Origin of the sequence: Nonomuraea composti (assembly GCF_012034275.1) — a bacterium.
Taxonomy (GTDB): domain Bacteria; phylum Actinomycetota; class Actinomycetes; order Streptosporangiales; family Streptosporangiaceae; genus Nonomuraea; species Nonomuraea composti.
The window spans coordinates 154,686-173,717 of the sequence record NZ_JAATEP010000003.1 but is presented as its reverse complement, the minus strand read 5'-3'; the positions used below and the strand labels follow the sequence as shown (position 1 = coordinate 173,717).

Annotated in this window: 15 protein-coding genes; 14 read left to right on the top strand and 1 reads right to left on the bottom strand. The window is 70.4% G+C overall.

Going from position 1 to position 19,032, the window contains the following annotated elements; all coding sequences use genetic code 11:
* Positions 1–31 precede the first annotated feature (31 nt).
* The 12 genes from HCN51_RS06180 (at position 32) to HCN51_RS06125 (ending at position 14,347) form a co-directional block, all read left to right on the top strand.
* Positions 32–1,189 (top strand): trans-sulfuration enzyme family protein, encoded by a 1,158-nt coding sequence (locus HCN51_RS06180; protein ID WP_168007691.1) that lies wholly within the window; start codon positions 32–34, stop codon positions 1,187–1,189.
* A gap of 41 nt (positions 1,190–1,230) precedes the next feature.
* Positions 1,231–2,490 carry an ABC transporter substrate-binding protein gene (locus tag HCN51_RS06175; RefSeq protein WP_168007689.1) on the top strand — a complete coding sequence of 420 codons (1,260 nt, stop codon included), beginning with the start codon at positions 1,231–1,233 and terminating at the stop codon, positions 2,488–2,490.
* A complete protein-coding gene (locus HCN51_RS06170; protein WP_206066624.1) occupies positions 2,487–3,371 on the top strand; it encodes an ABC transporter permease subunit in 885 nt (294 codons plus the stop codon). The genes HCN51_RS06175 and HCN51_RS06170 overlap by 4 nt, the downstream gene beginning before the upstream one ends.
* Positions 3,368–4,192 carry a carbohydrate ABC transporter permease gene (locus HCN51_RS06165; protein WP_080036613.1) on the top strand — a complete coding sequence of 275 codons (825 nt, stop codon included), beginning with the start codon at positions 3,368–3,370 and terminating at the stop codon, positions 4,190–4,192. Before HCN51_RS06170 ends, HCN51_RS06165 begins: the two co-directional genes overlap by 4 nt.
* Positions 4,193–4,357: 165 nt before the next feature.
* Positions 4,358–4,687: a DUF485 domain-containing protein gene (locus HCN51_RS06160; protein WP_080036614.1), complete on the top strand. Its 330-nt coding sequence runs from the start codon at positions 4,358–4,360 to the stop codon at positions 4,685–4,687.
* A gap of 17 nt (positions 4,688–4,704) precedes the next feature.
* Positions 4,705–6,303 carry a solute symporter family protein gene (locus HCN51_RS06155; RefSeq protein ID WP_080036615.1) on the top strand — a complete coding sequence of 533 codons (1,599 nt, stop codon included), beginning with the start codon at positions 4,705–4,707 and terminating at the stop codon, positions 6,301–6,303.
* A 336-nt stretch (positions 6,304–6,639) separates the two neighbouring features.
* Entirely contained in the window at positions 6,640–8,031 is a 1,392-nt protein-coding gene (locus tag HCN51_RS06150) for an ABC transporter substrate-binding protein (protein WP_168007687.1), read from the top strand.
* Positions 8,032–8,035: 4 nt separating this feature from the next.
* The gene (locus tag HCN51_RS06145; RefSeq protein WP_080036617.1) at positions 8,036–8,968 is read left to right on the top strand and encodes a carbohydrate ABC transporter permease; all 933 of its coding nucleotides are present in this window, start codon (positions 8,036–8,038) and stop codon (positions 8,966–8,968) included.
* On the top strand, positions 8,965–9,792 hold the full coding sequence (locus tag HCN51_RS06140; protein WP_168007685.1) for an ABC transporter permease subunit: 828 nt from the start codon (positions 8,965–8,967) through the stop codon (positions 9,790–9,792). The genes HCN51_RS06145 and HCN51_RS06140 overlap by 4 nt, the downstream gene beginning before the upstream one ends.
* Positions 9,789–11,135, top strand: coding sequence for a GH1 family beta-glucosidase (locus HCN51_RS06135; RefSeq protein ID WP_168007683.1), 1,347 nt, complete (start codon positions 9,789–9,791; stop codon positions 11,133–11,135). Before HCN51_RS06140 ends, HCN51_RS06135 begins: the two co-directional genes overlap by 4 nt.
* Positions 11,136–11,138: 3 nt before the next feature.
* Entirely contained in the window at positions 11,139–12,848 is a 1,710-nt protein-coding gene (locus HCN51_RS06130; RefSeq protein ID WP_168007681.1) for an alpha-amylase family protein, read from the top strand.
* The gene (locus tag HCN51_RS06125) at positions 12,845–14,347 is read left to right on the top strand and encodes an FAD-dependent oxidoreductase (RefSeq protein WP_168007679.1); all 1,503 of its coding nucleotides are present in this window, start codon (positions 12,845–12,847) and stop codon (positions 14,345–14,347) included. Before HCN51_RS06130 ends, HCN51_RS06125 begins: the two co-directional genes overlap by 4 nt.
* Positions 14,348–14,434: 87 nt before the next feature.
* Here HCN51_RS06125 and HCN51_RS06120 read toward each other — a convergent pair whose 3' ends face one another.
* Complete coding sequence (locus tag HCN51_RS06120; RefSeq protein ID WP_168007677.1) at positions 14,435–16,078, bottom strand: glycoside hydrolase family 84 protein; 1,644 nt, start codon at positions 16,076–16,078, stop codon at positions 14,435–14,437.
* Positions 16,079–16,116: 38 nt separating this feature from the next.
* On the opposite strand from HCN51_RS06120, the gene HCN51_RS06115 reads away from it, so the two are divergent.
* Entirely contained in the window at positions 16,117–17,958 is a 1,842-nt protein-coding gene (locus HCN51_RS06115; protein WP_168008038.1) for an MBL fold metallo-hydrolase, read from the top strand.
* A complete protein-coding gene (locus HCN51_RS06110; RefSeq protein WP_168007675.1) occupies positions 17,955–18,998 on the top strand; it encodes a LacI family DNA-binding transcriptional regulator in 1,044 nt (347 codons plus the stop codon). Before HCN51_RS06115 ends, HCN51_RS06110 begins: the two co-directional genes overlap by 4 nt.
* Positions 18,999–19,032: the final 34 nt, after the last annotated feature.

Here is a 19,032-nt window from a genome sequence, read left to right as displayed (position 1 = left end):
GTTGGCCTGCGGGTTGTCATAGTCTGCCCCCATGGATGATGAATGGATCTGTGGCCGGTTGGGTGAGGACGAGCCTTGGGCGCTGGGTGCGGTCAACCCGCCGGTGTTCGAGAACTCGGTGTTCACGTTCGCGACGGCGGAGGAGCTCGGCGAGGCCGTCAGGAACGAGGACGAGCGTTACGTCTACTGGCGGGGGACCAACCCGACGGTCGATCTCGCCCAGCGTAAGCTGGCGGCGCTGGAGCGGGGAGAGCGGGCCAAATGTTTCGCGTCGGGCATGGGCGCGATCTCGGCGACGATCTCCTCCCTGGTGTCGGCGGGCGATCACGTGCTGGTGCTCGGGGCGGTCTACGGGCCGACCACGCAGTTCCTGCGTTACCTGGAGAAGTTCGGGGTCACGCACACGCATGTCAGGGACCTCGCGGAAGGTGACAGCGCTATCAAGGCGAGCACCCGCCTACTGTACTTCGAGTCGCCCTCCTACATGGCCTACCAGGTGGTGGACATCGCCGAGGTGACGGGGTGGGCGCGGGAGCGGGGGCTGGTGACGGTGATGGACAACACGTGGTCCACCCCGTTGTTCCAGAAGCCGCTGACGATGGGGGTGGACCTGGTGGTGCACTCGTTGTCGAAGTACATCGGCGGGCACAGCGACCTGGTGGGCGGCGTGGTGGCGGGGCCGGCGGGGCTGATCAGGCCGCTGGCGCTGACCGAGTACCAGCTCTTCGGCGCCGCGATGTCGCCGCACGACGCGGCCAAGGTGATCAAGGGGTTGCGCACGCTGCCGGTACGGATGGCGGCCCACCAGGAGCGCGGCCTGGCCGTGGCGGCGTTCTTGCAGGACCATCCGGCGGTGCGGTCGGTGAACCATCCGGGCCTGCCGTCGCATCCGGGTCATGCGATCGCGTCGCGGCAGATGTCGGGCTTCTCCAGCCTGTTCAGCCTGGTGCTGGACACGGAGTCGCGGCCGGAGGTGGGGGCGTTCCTCGCCAGATTGCGACATTTCCGGATCGGGGTGTCGTGGGGTGGGTTCGAGAGCCTGGTGAACGCGCCGGCGCTGTCCACCGAGGAGAGCGTGCGGGCCACCATGGGGATCCCGGTCGGCCTCGTCCGGCTGTCGGTCGGCCTGGAGCCCGCGGAGACATTGATCAAGGATCTCGGTCTGGCCCTGGAGGGAATGGCGGCCTAACGTGATTGACAGCGCTGTCTGACCCCCGCGGGAGGCTCGTCATGAGAAAGCCCGTCCTGGCGGCCGCGGCCGTCACCGTCACGCTGGTGCTCGCAGGATGCGGATCCGGCGAGCCGTCCGCCGGGGAGATCCGGCTGAGGATGATCGAGAGCCTGACCGGCCCCGAGCGGACGAAACTCATCAGGTCGCTCCTCAAGGACTTCGAGCAGGCCCACCCGGGCGTCACGGTCGAGCTCGTCTCCCCGCCGCTCGACAGCGCCGACCAGAAGATCACCCAGATCCTGCAGACGAAGAAGGGCCTGGACGTGCTGGAGGTGCGCGATCACACGGCCAAGTCCTTCTCCAACAACGGCTGGCTGGCCGAGCTGCCCACCACGGGCTGGGCCGGCTGGGCGGACCTGACCGACCTGGCGCGCAAGAAGGCGGTGGAGGTCGGGGGCAAGGCGTATCTGATCCCGTACGGGTTCTACCAGCGCACGCTGTTCTACCGTACGGACTTCGGCATGACGGCGCCGCCGGCCACCTGGCAGGAGCTGTACGAGGCCGGCAAGAAGATGACCACCGGCGACCGGTACGGCTACTCCTTCCGGGGCGGCAAGGGCGGCGCGGACTACGCGGTGATGATGATCAGCGCGTACAACGGCGACGCGCTGAATCCGGAGAAGTCCTTCTTCCTGAAGGACAAGCGCACGATCTTCTCGACCCCCGAGGCGGCGCAGGCCCTCGACCTCTTCGTCAAGATCTTCAAGGAGGCGTCGCCCCCCGACTCGGTGTCCTGGGGCTACCCGGAGATGGTGCAGGGCTTCACCTCGGGCGTCACCGGCATGCTCATCCAGGACCCCGAGGTGATCAAAACGGTCGAGGAGAGCGGCGTGACGGCCTGGGCCACCGCCCCGATCCCCAAGGGCCCCACCGGCTACGCCTACCAGCCCGTCGGCTACGCCGGCTGGGGCGTGACCTCCTTCAGCCGGCACCCCAAGGAGGCGGTGGCGCTGGTGCGGTTCCTGTCGGAGGCCAAGCAGAGCATCGCCTTCGCCAAGGGCAACTCGCTCATCCCGATCTCCCGTCAGGCCCAGAGCGACCCGCAGTTCTCCCAGGGCGCGTGGAAGGCCTACCTCCAGGCCCAGCAGGACCCCAAGCAGGTGATCACGATCAGGCCGGTGGACTATCCGGGCTGGAGCCAGTTCCTGGTGGACTCCGACCGTGACGTCCAGGCGCTGATCACCGGGAAGAAGAGCACGGCCGAGGTGCTCAGGTCGTGGGACGCGTTCTGGACCGACCAGGCCAAGAAGGTCTCGTGAGGACGTTCACCGTCCGCCGGGCCCGCTTCATCGCGCTGTGCCTGCTGCCCGGCGTCGTGTTCGTGGCGCTGTTCACGTACTACCCGATGATCCGCGGCGCGGTGATCGCCTTCCAGCGCTACAACCTGTTCGACGTGACCTCCACCCCGTTCGCCGGCCTTGAGAACTTCCGGGCCGTGCTGGCCGAGGACCGCTTCTGGACGGCGCTGCGCAACACCGGCACGTGGGTGGCGGTCTCGCTGTTCTTCCAGTTCCTCCTCGGCTTCGGGCTGGCGCTGCTGCTGCGCCGGCACTTCCGGGGCAGGGGCCTCTACCAGGCGTGGGTGTTCTTCCCGTGGGCCATGTCGGGGTTCCTGATCGGGCTGCTGTGGCGGTGGATGTTCAACGGCCAGTTCGGGGTGGTCAACGACCTGCTGCTGAAGGCGGGCCTGATCGACGAGCGCATCGGCTTCCTCGCCTCGCCCGGCTGGGCGATGACCTCCGTCATCGTGGCCAACATCTGGTACGGCGTCACGTTCTTCGCCATCATGATCATGGCCGCGCTGCAGTCGGTGCCCAGGGAGCTGTACGAGGCGGCGGCCGTGGACGGCGCCTCGCGGGCACGCCAGTTCTGGCACGTGACGCTGCCGCACATCCGCCCCACGCTGGCCCTGATCGTGCTGCTGCGGATCATCTGGATCCTGAACTTCCCCGACCTCATCTACGCGATGACCGGCGGCGGCCCGGCGGGCGGCACCGACATCGTCACGACCTTCCTCATCCAGCAGGTGATCGGCGGCGACTACGGCCGGGCGGGCGCGGTCGGCCTGCTCGTGCTGGCCCTGCTGCTGGCCTTCAGCATCTTCTACCTGAACGCGACGAGATTCGAGAAGGCCCGATGAGGCGCCTCGCCCTGGCCGCCAAGGCCGTCGTGCTGGCCGCCTGGCTGCTGATCACGCTGTTCCCCCTTTACTGGATCGTCGTCACCTCGCTCAAGCCGAAGCCCGAGATCTTCTCGGTGCCGCTGCGTTACTGGCCGGCGAACGTCACCTTCGAGCACTACGCCGAGCTGTTCGCGTTCGCCGACTTCGGCGCGTACCTGCTGAACTCGCTCGTGGTCTCGCTGGTGGCGGCGGCCGTGGTGACGGTCGTGGGGGTGCTGGGCGGCTACACGCTGGCCCGCTTCGCCTTCCCCGGCAGGGGCGCGCTGATGCTGGCCTTCCTCGTCACGCAGATGATCCCGCTGTTCATCGCGCTCGGCCCGCTCTACCTGCTGATGTCCGACCTCGACCTGCTCAACCGGCTGGCGGGGCTGATGCTGGTGTACGTGGCGATGCTGGTGCCGTTCTCGACGATCATCATGCGCGGCTTCTACGAGCGGGTGCCGGTGGCGCTGGAGGAGGCCGCGCAGGTGGACGGGGCCTCGCGGCTGGTGGCGATGGTGCGGGTGGTGATCCCGGTCATGCTGCCGGGGATCGCGGCCACGTTCATCTTCGCGTTCGTGCAGTGCTGGAACGAGCTGTTCCTGGCGATCACGTTCATCGACAGCGAGGACGCCAAGACGATCCCGGTCGCCATGAACTCCTTCATCACCCAGTACGACATCGACTGGGGCTCGATGGCGGCGGCCACGGTCGTCTCGGTCGTGCCCACGCTGGTCCTGTTCGCCGCCGTCCGCCGCTTCATCGTGGAGGGGCTGACCGCCGGAGCCGTAAAGGGGTGAAAGGGATGGCCGACCGCTCATCGCGCCATACAGACCTTTCACCGCAGGCCATCCCCAACTAGGCGCCGGACGGCACCGCCTCACCGAACAACCCTCCTACGGATCTCCACGACGGGTAGGTTGCGCTCTTACGTTGGGCGTGATCCGCATCACAGTGGAGGTCTCGTGACGACAAGAGAACATGACGCGTCGGTCTATGAACAAGTGCAGGAGAGCAGTGAGTTCCAGGAGCTGAAAAGGGCCTTCCGCCGCTGGACCTTCCCCATGACCGTGGCGTTCCTCGCGTGGTACCTGCTCTACGTGGTGCTGTCCGGGTGGGCGCGGGGATTCATGGGGATCAAGCTGCTCGGCGACATCAACGTCGGCTTGGTCTTCGGCCTGCTCCAGTTCGTGTCCACCTTCCTCATCGCGTGGGCGTACGCCAGGCACGCGGAGAAGAAGCTCGACCCGATCGCCGACAAGCTGCGCCACGAGGTGGAGGAGAAGACCCAGTGAGCTCGACGACCTTGGGGATGATCCTCTTCCTCACCTTCGTGGCCGCCACCCTGGGCATCACGTTCTGGGCGAGCCGCCAGACCAAGACGGCCGCCGACTACTACGCGGGCGGCCGCTCGTTCAGCGGCGTGCAGAACGGCCTGGCGATCGGCGGCGACTACATGTCGGCCGCCTCCTTCCTCGGCATCGCCGGCATCATCGCGCTGTCCGGCTACGACGGGTTCCTTTACTCGATCGGCTTCCTGGTCGCCTGGCTGGTGGCGCTGCTGCTGGTGGCCGAGCTGATGCGCAACTCTGGCAAGTTCACCATGGCGGACGTGCTGGCGTTCCGGATGAGCCCCCGCCCGGTGCGCACGGCGGCGGGCGTGTCCACGATCGTGGTGAGCATCTTCTACCTGCTGGCGCAGATGGTGGGCGCGGGCGCGCTGGTCGGCCTGCTGCTCGGCATCACCAGCGACGCCGGCAAGGCGTGGACGATCGTCGGCGTGGGCGCCCTGATGATCGTGTACGTCGTCTTCGGCGGCATGAAGGGCACCACCTGGGTCCAGATCGTCAAGGCCGTGCTGCTCATGGGCGGCGCCGCGCTGGTGACGCTGCTGGTGCTGGGCAAGTTCGGCTTCAACCTGTCGGCCCTGCTCGGCCAGGCCGCCACGGTGAGCGGCCCGAAGGCGAACCCCGGCAGCTTCCTCATCCCGGGCCTGAAGTACGGCACCGAGGCGCAGGGCCTGGCCGGCAAGATCGACCTGATCAGCCTCGGCCTGGCGCTGGTGCTGGGCACGGCGGGCCTGCCGCACATCCTCATCCGCTTCTACACCGTCCCCACCGCCAAGGACGCCCGCAAGTCGGTCCTGTGGGGCATCGGCATCATCGGCGTCTTCTACCTGCTGACCCTGGTCCTCGGCTTCGGCGCGGCGGCCCTGGTCGGCAAGACCGCGATCGTCGCGGGCGACAAGGCGGGCAACACGGCCGCGCCCATGCTGGCCCAGCAGATCGGCGCCGACATCTTCGGCCCGGTGGGCGGCACGATCCTGCTGGCGCTGATCGGCGCCGTGGCCTTCGCCACGATCCTGGCCGTGGTCGCGGGCCTGACGCTGGCCTCCTCCTCCAGCTTCTCCCACGACCTGTACGCGCACGTCTTCAAGCGCGGCCAGGCCAGCGAGCGCCAGGAGGTCGTGGTGGCCCGCGTCTCCGCGCTGGTCATCGGGGCCGTGGCGATCGGCCTGGGCATCCTCGCCCAGGGCCAGAACGTGGCGTTCCTGGTGGCGCTGGCGTTCGCGGTGGCGGCCTCGGGCAACCTGCCGGCGATCCTCTACAGCCTGTTCTGGAAGAGGTTCAACACGGCCGGCGCGGTCTCGGCCATCTACGGCGGCCTGGTCTCCGCCCTGCTGCTGGTGATCTTCTCGCCGGTGGTCTCCGGCGGCGAGACGGCGCTGTTCAAGACGGCCGACTTCGACCTGTTCCCGCTGAGCAACCCGGGCATCGTCTCGATCCCGCTGGGCTTCCTGTGCGGCTGGCTCGGCACCATCCTCAGCAAGGAGTACAACGCCTCCAAGTACGCCGAGATCGAGGTCCGCTCGCTCACGGGCGTCGGAGCCGAGAAGGCCACGGAACACTGATTCGGGCACTGACGCCCGCTTCTCCATATAAGGCGCCCAACCCCCCTGCCCCGGGGCGCCTTGCCGAATGAGGGCCCGGCCGGATGCGACGGCCGGGCCCTCTCGCGTGTACGGGAGCGCCGATGGGGCAGGAGGTGCGGGCGTCCCAGTGGGGCGTCCCACACCGCCGTACTTGTTAACAGGACAGAAACGCAGTGAAGTGAGTGGTTGACGGGATTTCGGCGGTATGGGTACGTTCTCAGATGTGTGAACGTTGCCACACTGGCCTGGCGCCACGTGAGGCCGTCATCAGCATGCCTGATGCCCCGCTTGTTCAGTGTGGAGGCGAAACCCCCAATGAGATCCCCGCTCGTCCGCTGGTCCGTCCTGTCGGTGTCGCTCGCTCTCGCGCTCACCTCGTGTGCCAAGGGCACCGGCGGCGCCGCCGCGCCCGCGCCCTCGGCGGGCCAGTTCAACCCCGGTGCCTCCTACCAGGGCACCCTTTCGGTCATGGGCTTCGGCGCCACCGACGAGATCGGCAAGACCCGCGTCGATCTGGCCAAGCAGTCGCTCAAGGGCGCGGACGTGAAGCTGATCGAGGGCGACCTCGACATCCAGCAGTTCCTGTCGGCGGTGGCGGCCGGCGACCCGCCGGACCTCATCTACGCCAACCGCGACCAGATCGGCACTTTCGCCTCGCGCGGCGCGATCATCCCCCTCACGCAGTGCGTCCAGGGGGAGCAGATCGACACCTCGATGTACAACAAGAACGCGCTCGCCCAGGTGACGTTCGGCAACGAGGTGTACGCCATCCCCGAGTTCAACCAGGTCCAGATCACCATGGCCAACGCCGACCTGCTGAAGGAGGCCGGCCTGACGGTCGCCGACGTCAACGGCTCCAACTGGGACAAGATCACCGCCGCGACCAAGAAGCTGGTCAAGGCGCCCGGCGGCAAGCTCCAGGTGATCGGCTTCGACAGCAAGCTGCCGGAGTTCCTGCCGCTGTGGGCCAAGTCGCTCGGCGCCGACCTGCTGTCGGCCGACGGCAGGACCGCCCAGCTCAACAGCCCCGAGGTGGTCAAGGCGCTGCAGTTCGCGGTCTCCATTTACGACGCGCAGGGCGGCTTCGCCAAGGTCAAGGCCGTGCGCGACTCGGCCGACTTCTTCGGCAAGGGCAACCAGTACGCCGAGAACGCGCTGGGCGCCATGCCGATGGAGCAGTGGTACGTCAACGTGCTCAACGACGTCTCGCCCAAGGCCCCCATGGCCTTCGACACCTTCCGCACCCCTGAGGGCAAGCCGCTGGCCTACTCCTCCGGCTCGTCGTGGGCGATCCCGAAGGGCGCCAAGAACCCCGGTGCCGCCTGCCGCTTCGCCAAGACGATGACGCTCGTCGAGTCGTGGAAGGCCGCCGCGCAGGCCCGCGTGGACAAGCGCAAGGCCGAGGGCAAGCCGTTCACGGGCATCCTGACCGGCAACGTCAAGGCCGACGAGGAGATCAGGAAGATGCTCACCCCGGGCGGCGAGCCCTGGGACTCCGGCGTCAAGGCCGTCTACGAGGCCAACGACAACACCTTCAGCCTGCCGGCCAACCCCGCCGACAAGGAGTTCAAGGACGCCTGGCAGGGCGCGGTGAACCGGGTGCTCAACGGCCAGGACGAGCCGCAGGCCGCGCTCGACAAGGCCCAGAAGGACGCCCAGGCGGCCCTGGACAAGGCATGGGCCGACTGGACGAAGCGAACGAACTAAGAGCATGTCCGCAACGCACACCAAGGCGCCGCGCTGGCGGTCCATGCGGTTCATCGAGACCCGCGCGGCGCTGCTGTTCATCAGCCCCTGGATCCTCGGGTTCCTGATCTTCACCGCCTGGCCCGTGATCAACAGCGCCTACCTGTCGCTGACCGACTACGACGTCATCAACGACCCGTCGTTCATCGGCTTCGACAACTACGTCACCCTCTTCCAGGACCCGAAGGTGGGGCTGGCGCTGCGCAACACGTTCCTGTTCACGGTGATGTCGGTGCCCACCCAGCTCGTCGTCTCCCTCGGGCTGGCGCTGCTGCTCAACAGCGCCACCAAGGCCACCGGCTTCTTCCGCACGGCCTTCTTCCTGCCCAAGATGACGCCGCCGGTCGCGGTCGGGATCCTGCTGCTGATGCTGTTCAACGGCCAGAACGGCCTGATCAACAGCTTCCTCGGCGTGTTCGGCATCGACGGGCCCGCCTGGACCACCGACCCCGACTGGGTCAAGCCGGGCCTGGTGCTGATGAGCCTGTGGACGGTGGGCTCGTCGGTGGTCATCATCCTGGCGGCGCTGCGCGGCGTGCCGCAGGAGCTGTACGACTCCGCCCTCGTGGACGGGGCCGGCTGGTGGAAGCGCACGCTGCGCATCACCGTCCCGATGATCAGCCCTACGCTGTTCTTCCTGTTCATCGTGGACAGCATCAACGCCCTGCAGTCCTTCACCGAGGCGTACACGGCCTTCTTCGGCGCGGGCAACACCACCTACAGCAACGACGCCGCGCTGTTCTACGCGATCTACCTGTTCCAGCAGGCCTTCGAGTTCCTGCACATGGGCTACGCCTCCGCGCTGGCCTGGCTGCTGTTCATCGTGATCATGGCGATCACCGGCGTGCAGATCCTGGTGACCAGGCGGTTCGTGCACTACGAAGGGGGGAACTCGTGAAGCGGCTGAGGAAGATCCTGACGTGGGCCGCGCTGAGCGTGTTCGCCGTCGCGTTCATCTACCCGTTCATCTGGCTGCTCAGCGCGTCGTTCAAGCCGCGCAGCGAGGTGTTCGACCACCGGATCCTGCCCGAGACCTTCACCTTCGACAACTACATCCGGGTGTGGCAGGAGGCGCCGCTGGCGCTGTGGATGGCCAACACGCTGCTGGTGACGGTGCTGGCCGCGGTGACCGTGACGATCACCAGCGCCATGGTGGCCTGGGGCTTCGCCTACTTCCGCTTCCCTGGCCGTGGCGCCCTGTTCGGGGTGCTGCTGGCCACGATGATGCTGCCGGGCGCGGTCACGATGGTGCCGGTGTTCCTCATCTGGAACTCCCTCGGCATGGTCGGCACCCTGACGCCCTTGTGGGCTCAGAACCTGTTCGGCAGCGCGTTCTACATCTTCCTGCTGCGGCAGTTCTTCATGGGCCTGCCGCGCGAGCCGTTCGAGGCGGCGAAGATCGACGGCGCGAACAACTGGACGATCTTCACCAGGATGGCGCTGCCGCTGTGCCGGCCCGCGGTCGTGGTGACGCTGCTGTTCGAGTTCCAGGCGGCCTGGACGGACCTCATGCGGCCGCTCATCTACCTGCGCGACTCCACCACGTTCACCGTGCCGCGCGGGCTCAAGGCGCTGCTCGACCAGTTCGGCTTCGGCGGCGAGTGGCACTGGGAGATCGTCATGACGGCCAGCGTGATCACCACGATCCCGATGATCATCCTGTTCTTCCTGGGCCAGAAGCACTTCGTCAAGGGCATCGCGACGACCGGGAGCAAGGGATGAGCTTTCCCGACGGGTTCCTGTGGGGCGCGGGCACGTCCGCGTACCAGATCGAGGGCCACCACGGGCGCGGCGAGTCGGTCTGGGACGTGTTCTGCCGCCGGCCCGGCGCGGTCGAGGGCGGCGGCGACGGATCGCGGGCCTGCGACTCGTTCGTGCGCTGGCGCGAGGACGTCGAACTGGTCAAGGAGCTGGGGCTGGGCGCCTACCGCTTCTCGACCGGCTGGTCCCGCGTCATGCCCGACGGCGCGCACGCCGACCCCAAGGCGCTCGACCACTACGAGCGCTTCACCGACGCGCTGCTGGAGGCGGGCGTCGAGCCGGTGCTCACGCTCAACCACTGGGACATGCCGGCGAGCCTGACCTGGGCCGAGCGCTCTTCCGTAAACGCCTTCACCTCGTACGCGCAAGCGGTCGCCGACCGGCTGGCCGACCGCGTGACCTGGTGGATCACCCAGAACGAGCCGTGGATCATCGCGTTGCTCGGCTACCAGCTCGGCCTGCACGCCCCCGGCGTCGCCGACCTCGGCACCGCCGTCAAGGCCGGTCACCACGTGCTGCTCGGCCACGGCGCCGCCGCCGACGTGCTGCACGCCTTTCCCGGCACGAAGGCCGGCGCGGCGCTCAGCCTGTTCCCCTGCGACCCCGCCACCGGCAGCGCGGCCGACCGGGCGGCGGCCCGGGGCTCCGACGGCTACGTCAACCGCTGGTACCTCGACCCGCTGCTCGGCGACGGCTACCCCGCCGACACGCGGGAGCACTGGGAGCGCGCGCTCGGCCACGGCCTCGACTTCGTCCGCGACGGCGACGAGGCCGCGATCGGCGGGCGCAGCGACTTCCTCGGCATCAACTACTACACGCGCCGCGTCATGGCCGCCGCCCCGCCGGACCCGTTCCCCTGGAAGGTGGTCGGGCCCAGCGGCGACGTCGCCAGGACCGACGAGGGGTGGGAGATCAACCCGGGCGCCCTGCGCGACCTGCTCGTCGGGCTGAGCCGCCGCTTCCCCGGCACGCCGCTGATGATCACCGAGAACGGCGGCGTCTTCGGCGACACCCCCACCCACGACGGCCGGGTGCACGACCACCGCAGGATCGCCTACCTGCGCGACCACGTCGCGGCCGTCGAGTCGGCCATCGAGGCGGGCGCCGACGTGCGCGGCTACCTGCACTGGTCCCTCATGGACAACTTCGAGTGGGCGCTCGGCTACCGGCCCAGGTTCGGCCTCGTGCACGTCGACTACGCCACCGGCGCCCGCACCGTCAAGGACTCCGGGCGCTACTACGCCCGGCTCATCGCCGGGGGCGGCCAGGCCCCCGCCCTGCCCAGGATCGAGGCTTTCGGCTAACCCATGCGGATCACCACCACTGACACGGCCTACCACCTGGACAGCGGCCACTACCACCTGACCGTCTCGCGCACCGACCCCAGCGCCGAGCTGGTCGGCTGGATGACGCTCAACCTGCTGGCCTCGGTCGGCACCAGCGGCGGGCGCGACGAGACGTACGAGACGCTCCCGCCCGTCCTGGTCGAGCGCGACGGCCGGGCCGTCTTCGACTTCCCGCAGCGCAGCACCCAGTGGGACAGCAAGGTCGTGCGGCTGACCTGCACGCCCGAGACGATCGAGCTGGAGGTGCGCGTCGAGGGCGACGGCGTGCTCGGCGACGTGACGCTGATGGGCGGCCGGGCCGTGCTCAACACCCGCGCCGCCGGCACGTTCCGCTCCGCGATCCACGCGCGCGGCGTCTTCAGCCCCACGCCCGCGCACCCCGTGCGGGTCGTGCGGCCGGTGTCCGCGGCGGTCGCGCTGACCGTCGTCGGCGACGCCGCGCCCGGCCGCCTGCACGCCGTCTTCTCGCCGCCGCCGCTGGTGCTGGCCTTCTGCAAGGACGAGCCGACCGGCGCCACCGCCGTCCCCGAAGGCGACTGGCTGGCGGCCTCCGTGCGCGCCGGGATCGCCGCGATGACCTTCACCGAGCTGACGTACGAGCCGGTGGACGGCGGCGCGCTGCTGCGCTTCGACTACGAGTGCCACACCGAGGTCCGCGGCTCGTGGACCTCGCCGGCCGTCGTGTTCCGCGCCGCCTCCTCGCCCTGGGAGGCCATCACCCGGCATCGCGCCGACCTCGTCGAGCACGGCCTGGCCCCCGACATCGTCCCCGAGCGGGCCGGATGGTGGAGCGAGCCGATCTTCTGCGGCTGGGGCGCCCAGTGCGCCAGGGCCGACGGCGTCTCCCCGGTCGAGCTGTCCCGGCGCGACCTGTACGACGAGTGGCTGGCCAAGCTGGAGGAGCACGGCATCGTGCCCGGCACGATCGTCATCGACGACCGGTGGCAGCTCACCTACGGCGACTGCGAGCCCGACGCGGCCAAGTGGCCGCAGCTGCGCGAGTGGATCGCCGACCGGCACGCCCGCGGGCAGCGCGTGCTGCTGTGGTGGCGCGCCTGGTCCGCCGACGGCCTGCCGCCCGAGGAGTGCGTGACGGACGCGGGCGGGCGCCCCGTCGCCGCCGACCCGTCCAACCCCGCCTACCGGCGGCGGGTCCGCGCCATCATGCAGCGGCTCCTGGGCGACCTCGGTGCCGACGGACTCAAGATCGACTTCACCCAGTGGTGCCCCAGCGGCACGCACCTCAAGACGTACGGCTCCACCTGGGGCATCGCCCTCCTGCACGAGCTGCTCGCCACCATGTACGCCGCCGCCAAGCGGGTCAAGCCCGACGCCCTCATGATCACGCACACCCCGCACCCGGCCTTCGCCGACGTCAGCGACATGATCAGGCTCAACGACGTGCTGGAGTACGACGCCCGCGGCGACCTCGTGCCCGCCGTCGACCAGCTCCGCTACCGGCACGCGGTGGCCACGCACGCCCTGCCGCACCACCTCATCGACACCGACCAGTGGCCCATGCCCAGCCGGGCCGACTGGCTCGCCTACGCCCAGGCCCAGCCCGGGCTCGGCGTGCCCGCCCTCTACTACGTCGAGCGCATCGACAACACCCTGGAGCCGATCAGCGGCGCCGACCTCGACCAGGTGGCCGCGTGGTGGGGCCGGCGATGAGGCAGGCCGACGTGGTCGTGTACGGGGCGACCTCGGCCGGCGTGTGCGCCGCCGTCGCCGCCGCCCGGCGCGGCCTGGACACCGTGCTGCTCGAACCGGGCCGGCACGTCGGCGGCATGACCTCCGGCGGGCTCGGCTACACCGACATCGGGGACGCCCGGGTGCTGGGCGGCATGGCCGCCGAGTTCCGCCAGGCGGTCGCCGACGCGTACGGGGTCGCCCCCGGGCACTACGCGGGGCCCGAGCCGCACGTCGCCGAGCGGATCTTCCTGTCCTGGCTGGAGCGGGCCGGGGTGGAGGTGGCGTTCGGCGCGCCGCTGGGCGAGGTGGTCACCTCGGGCGAGCGGGTCGTCTCGGCGGGCGGCTTCGCCGCGGGCGTCTTCGTCGACGCGAGCTACGAGGGCGACCTGCTGGCCGCCGCCGGGGTCTCCTACCGGGTCGGCCGCGAGGACCGCGCCCTGCACGGGGAGACCTTCGCCGGGCGGCGCGAGGTCGTGCCCGGCATGCACAACTTCCCGCCGTGGATCTCGCCGTTCCACGCCGACGGCACGCTGCTGCCGCAGGTCGCCGACGGGCCGATGGCCGAGGTGGGGGCCGGCGACGGCGGCGTCATGTCGTACGGCTACCGCGTCTGCATGAGCACCGCCCCCGACCGGATCCCGTTCGAGCGGCGGCCCGGCTACGACGAGGAGCACTGGGAGCTGGGGCGGCGGCTCTTCCGCCACTGGCGCGAGCAGGGCGTCGAGCCCCGCGCCGGACGCCTGGTCGGCCTGGAGCCGAACCTGCCCCACGGCAAGTGCGACGGCAACTCGCTCGGCCCGTTCTCCCTCAGCGTGCTCGACCGCTCCGCCTGGGCCTACCCCGACGCGGACCCGGCCGAGCGCGAGCGCATCCGCCTGCACCACCTGCACCACGCCCAGGACCTGCTGTACTTCCTGTCCTCCGACCCCGAAGTGCCCGCCGCGGTGCGGGCCGAGCTGGCGCGGTGGGGGCTGCCCGCCGACGAGTTCGCCGACACCGGGCACCTGCCGCACCAGCTCTACGTGCGCGAGGCGCGGCGGATGCTGGGGGAGACGCACCTGACCGAGCACGACCTCGTCCAGGGGACGCCGTGGCCCGACACGATCGCCATGGGCTCCTACCACCTCGACATCCGCGAGGTGCAGCGGACCTGGCGGTACGTGTACGAGCATCCCGACCCGGTGCCCATGGTGGTGACCGAGGGGTACCTGTCGGTGGGGGTGGCGCCGTACCGGATCCCGTACGGGGCGATCGTGCCGCGGCGGGAGGAGTGCGCGAACCTGGTCGTGCCCGTGTGCGTGTCGGCCTCGCACGTGGCGTTCTCCTCCATCCGGATGGAGGTCCAGTACCAGATGCTCGGGCACGCCGCCGGCCTCGCCGCCGCCCACGCGGCCGGGAGCGGCAAGGCGGTGCAGGACGTGGACGTGGCGGCGCTGCAGGAGGAGCTGCGGGCGGCCGGCCAGGTGCTGGCGCTCTGACCCACCGGCGGCCGCGGCCCGCCGCCTGCGCCCATCACGCCTGGAAGGGCCCGCGCCGGTCGGCGCGGGCCCTTCCTCACGCGTGTCTCAGGCGGTGACGCGTTCGAAGGCCTGGCGGGCGAACGGCGGGATCACCTTGCGCAGCACGTTCGCCTCGTGCGACTCGGCGCGGGCCAGCGCCTCCTCGGCCGCCGCCAGCGTGCCCGCCCCGGCCAGCAGGTCGAGCGCGGCCAGCCCGGCCGTGCCCATGTCCTTGGCCGCCGCCACCCAGCGGGCCAGCTCCCTGGCGATGGGCCCCGGCACGTCCGTGGGCAGCTCCGCCAGCCGGGTCAGCTCGGCCCGCAGCACCTCGTACGGCCCGCCCTCCAGCGCCGCCGCGCACAGAGCGGTCAGCGCCGGGCTCTGGTCGTCGCCGGGCGGCCACGCCGAGCACGCCCGCACCAGCGGCAGCAGCTCGGTGGCGCCGGGCAGCAGCCGGATCGCGCGCCGGTGCGAGCGCGCCGGGTCGTAGGCCGCCAGGTGCCAGGCGTAGTCGGCCACCGTCGTCAGCGCGATGCGCGAGGCCGCCGCCTCCACCATGGGGTTGGCCGTGATGCCCTCCAGCGGCACGCCGTCGAGGTCGGTGGCGCGGCCGACCAGCGGCCCGAGGAAGACCCGGGAGAAGTCGAAGTCGTTGACGGGGAAGTTGTCCCACAGCGCCACCCGGTGGCCGTACGAGGCCGCGGCGGCGGTCATGTCGTAGGCCGGGATCGCGCCCACCACGACGTCGGAGCCGGTCCACCAGACGAGCACGTCGGCGGGCAGCTCGGCGGCCAGCCGGTCGCGGTAGGCGGTGCGAGCCGTTCCCGCGTAGTCGGTGGGCACCATGGTCAGCGGCCGCTGCGCGCCCCGGGGGGCGAGGAACTCCTCGGCGAAGTCGCGGCACACCGCCGCGTGGGCGCTCGCGCTCGCGCCCTCCTCCGTGCCGTACGTTTCGCGGTCGCGCAGCTGGCTCAGCTCGGGCCGGATGTCGTCGAACAGCAGCGCGTACTCCCTGACGCCGGCCTGCCACACCTGCTCGGCCTTGGCGCGCAGCGCGGCCCGCTCGGCCGGGTCGCTGTAGGTCATCGACAGGCCGGGGCTGAGCGCGAAGACGAACCGCACGTGCTGCGCGCGGGCCTCGGTGACCAGCTCGGCCAGCCGGGCCAGCTCCTCCTCCGGGTACGGCTCCCGCCACCGCTCCCGGTGGAACGGGTCGTCCTTGGGGGCGTAGACGTAGGTGTTGAGCTTGTGCCGGGCGGAGAAGCGCAGGTGCTCCAGGCGGTCGGCGTGCGTCCAGGGGGTGCCGTAGAAGCCCTCGATCGTGCCGCGCAGCGGCAGGTCGGGCCAGTCCCTGATGTCCGTCTCCGGCACGCACGCCGGATGCTCGGCGCACGGGGCGGCGAGCAGCGCGGCGAGCGTCTGCGCGCCGTAGAACGCCCCGGCGGCGTCGGCTCCCACGATGAGCACGCCGCCGTCGCCCGCCGTCAGCGTGTACCCTTCCGGCGGCAGCCCGGTGTCCCCATCGATCCGCACCTCCACGGGGGTATCCGTGGCGCCGTCCGGCTCCTCCGTGGGGAGGAGGGGGCGCAGCACGGTGACGGCGCGGTCGGTGCCCAGACCGCCCTGGATCCGGCATTTGCTCAGATCGAGGTGCGATGTACCAAGGGCGGCCTTTTTCGGACAGGGAACAATCCACTCCAGGGCATCCATTGTGGGAACGATACCGGATAGGATCCTGCCCCGTGGGTATGGAAGTCACCGAAGTTCTCCCCGGGGTGCTCCGCGTCGCAGACACCTGTCACGTCTACGTCATCAAGGCTCCCGCCGCGCCCGGCGGGGAGCGCACGGGCATCGCCGTCGACTTCGGTTCCGGGCGGGTGCTCGACCTGCTCGACCAGCTCGGGCTCGACCGCATCACCGACGTCCTCGTCACCCACCACCACCGTGACCAGGTGCAGGGCCTGCACCGGGCGGTCGAGGCGGGCGTGGCGATCCACGTGCCGCCGGTCGAGCGCGAGCTGTTCGAGAAGGTCGGCGAGATGTGGGCGGGCCGCCAGCTCCTCAACGACTACGACCTGCGCGACGACCGCTTCTCCCTGCTGGAGCCGGTGGCGATCACGGGCGTGGTGCCCGAGTATCGGACGGCCCGATACGGCGGGGTGGACGTGCGCGTCCTGCCCACACCGGGCCACACGCCGGGCTCGGTCACGTACGTCGTGGGCGGCGCCGCCTTCACCGGCGACCTGATCTACGCCCCCGGCAAGGTGTGGTCCCTGGCCGCCACCCAGTGGTCCTACACCGAGAACGAGGGCCCCGCCATGGTCGTCCTCAGCGCCGAGCTGCTCCAGCGGGAGGAGCTCGACGTGCTGCTGCCCTCGCACGGCGAGCCGATGAGCGACCCCCAAGACGCGCTGTCGCGCCTGTCGGCCGCCATGCAACGGTACGTCGACTTCCGCCGCCCCCACCCGTGGGACGTGCGCGGCCTGCTCGACAACCCGTTCGTGCAGGTCACTCCGCACCTGCTGATGAACAGGAGCAGCCAGTCCTACAGCTACGTGCTGCTGTCGGAGTCGGGCGCGGCCATGGTGTTCGACTTCGGCTACGACATGTCCACCGGTCTGGTGAAGAGCACCGCCCGCGAGGCGCGCCGCCCCTGGCTGGCCTCCCTGCCCGCGCTGCGCGCCCACTACGGCGTCACCACCGTCGAGGTCGCCCTGCCCACCCACTACCACGACGACCACGTGGCCGGCATGCCGCTGCTGCGCGACGTCGAGGGCACGCAGATCTGGGCACCTTCCCACATCGCGCCCATCCTGGCCGCGCCGCTCCACCACGACCTGCCCTGCCAGTGGTTCGACCCCATCCCCGCCGACCGGGTGCTCGGGCTGGGGGAGACGGTGCGCTGGCGGGAGTACGCCATCACGGTGCACGACCTGCCGGGGCACACGTTGTTCGCGGCGGCGTACGAGTTCGAGGTGGACGGGCACCGGGTGCTGGTGACCGGCGACCAGCAGGACGGCATGGGCATCCCCGGCGAGCGCCAGGAGATCCTGAACTTCCAGTACAAGAACCGCTTCCAGATCGAGGACTACCGCAAGAGCGCCGCCCTCTACCGGCGCCTGCGCCCCGATCTCCTGGTCAGCGGCCACTGGCGGCCCCGCTGGGTGGACGACGACTACCTGCGCATGGTCACCGAACGCGGTGAGGAGCTCGTCGCGCTGCACCACGACCTGCTGCCGCTCGACCGGCTCGGCCTCGGGGCGGACGGCGTGCTGTGCCGGCTGACGCCGTACTATACGAGCGTCCCCGCGGGCGGCGAGGTCGTGCTGACGGCCACCGTGCGCAACCCGTGGCCGGACAAAGTCGTGGCCACCGTCGAGCCGGTGGTGCCGCCAGGCTGGAGACGCGAGCGGGGCTCTGTCACGCTTAGGCTGCCCGGAGGGGGTATGGAGCAGGTGCATCTCCGTCTCGGCGCCGACGCCGTGCCGCGACGCCGCGTTCGCCTCGCAGTCGACTTGACCATCGGCGATCTGCGTCTCGGGCAGCACGCCGAGGCTCTGGTCGACGTGGTCGCGGAAGGGAATCGATGACCGTAGAACGGCGCAGCGCCCCCCTCGGCCGTTCCCGCCGCCCCACGATCAAGGATGTCGCGGAGGCCGCGGGCGTCTCGCGCTCGACCGTCTCCAGGGCGCTGACGGGGCGCGGCTACGCCGCCAGCGACGTGCGCGAGCGCGTCCTGCGGGCCGCCGCCGAGCTGGGCTACGTGCCCGACATCATGGCCCGTACGCTGAAGCAGCAGGTCAGCCGGTCGGTCGGGGTGCTGGTGAGCGATCTGCGCAACCCGTTCTACGCGGAGCTGGCCGCCGGCGCCAGCAGGGAGGCGCGCGAGCGCGGCTACACGATGGTGCTGGCCGACACGAGCCTGTCGGCCGAGGCGGAGGGCGAGGCGGCCGAGGCGCTGGTCGCGCTGCGGGTGGCCGGGGTGGTCGTGACGCCCAATTCCTCGGCCGTGTCCACCTACCTGTCCTCCCACGGCATCCCCGTGGTCGAGGTCGACCGGCAGTTCGCGGCCGGCTCCACCGACGGCGTCGTGGTGGGCAACCGCGTCGGCGCCCGCACCGCCACCGCCCACCTGGTCGGGCTGGGCCACCGCCGCATCGCGCTGTTCATCGACGAGACCGACTGGACCACCGGTTACGAGCGCTACCAGGGCTACCTGGAGGCGCTGAGCGCCGGGGGCATCAAGGTCGATCCCGAGCTGGTCGTCTCCTCGGGCTGGGACGTCACCGGCGCGCACCGCCGCGCGCTCGACATGCTGCGCGGCCCCGACCGGCCCACGGCCGTCTTCGCCGCCAACAACGTGCTCGCCGAGGGCGTCTGGCGGGCCATCGGCGAGCTGGGCCTGCGCGTGCCCGGCGACATCAGCCTCGTCGCCTTCGACGACGCGCCCTGGATGAGCATGGTCTCGCCGCAGGTCAGCGCGGTCTCGCAAGACACCTTCAACCTGGGCGCGACCGCCGTGCGCCGGCTCGACGAGCGCATCGAGCGGCCCGAGTCCGACTCCGTCACGACGGTGCTGAACGTGCGGCTCGTCGAGCGCGAGTCCACCGCGCCGCCCCCCGCGCTCTGACATTTTCCGCGCTCTTTGCGTTGACCCACGGGGA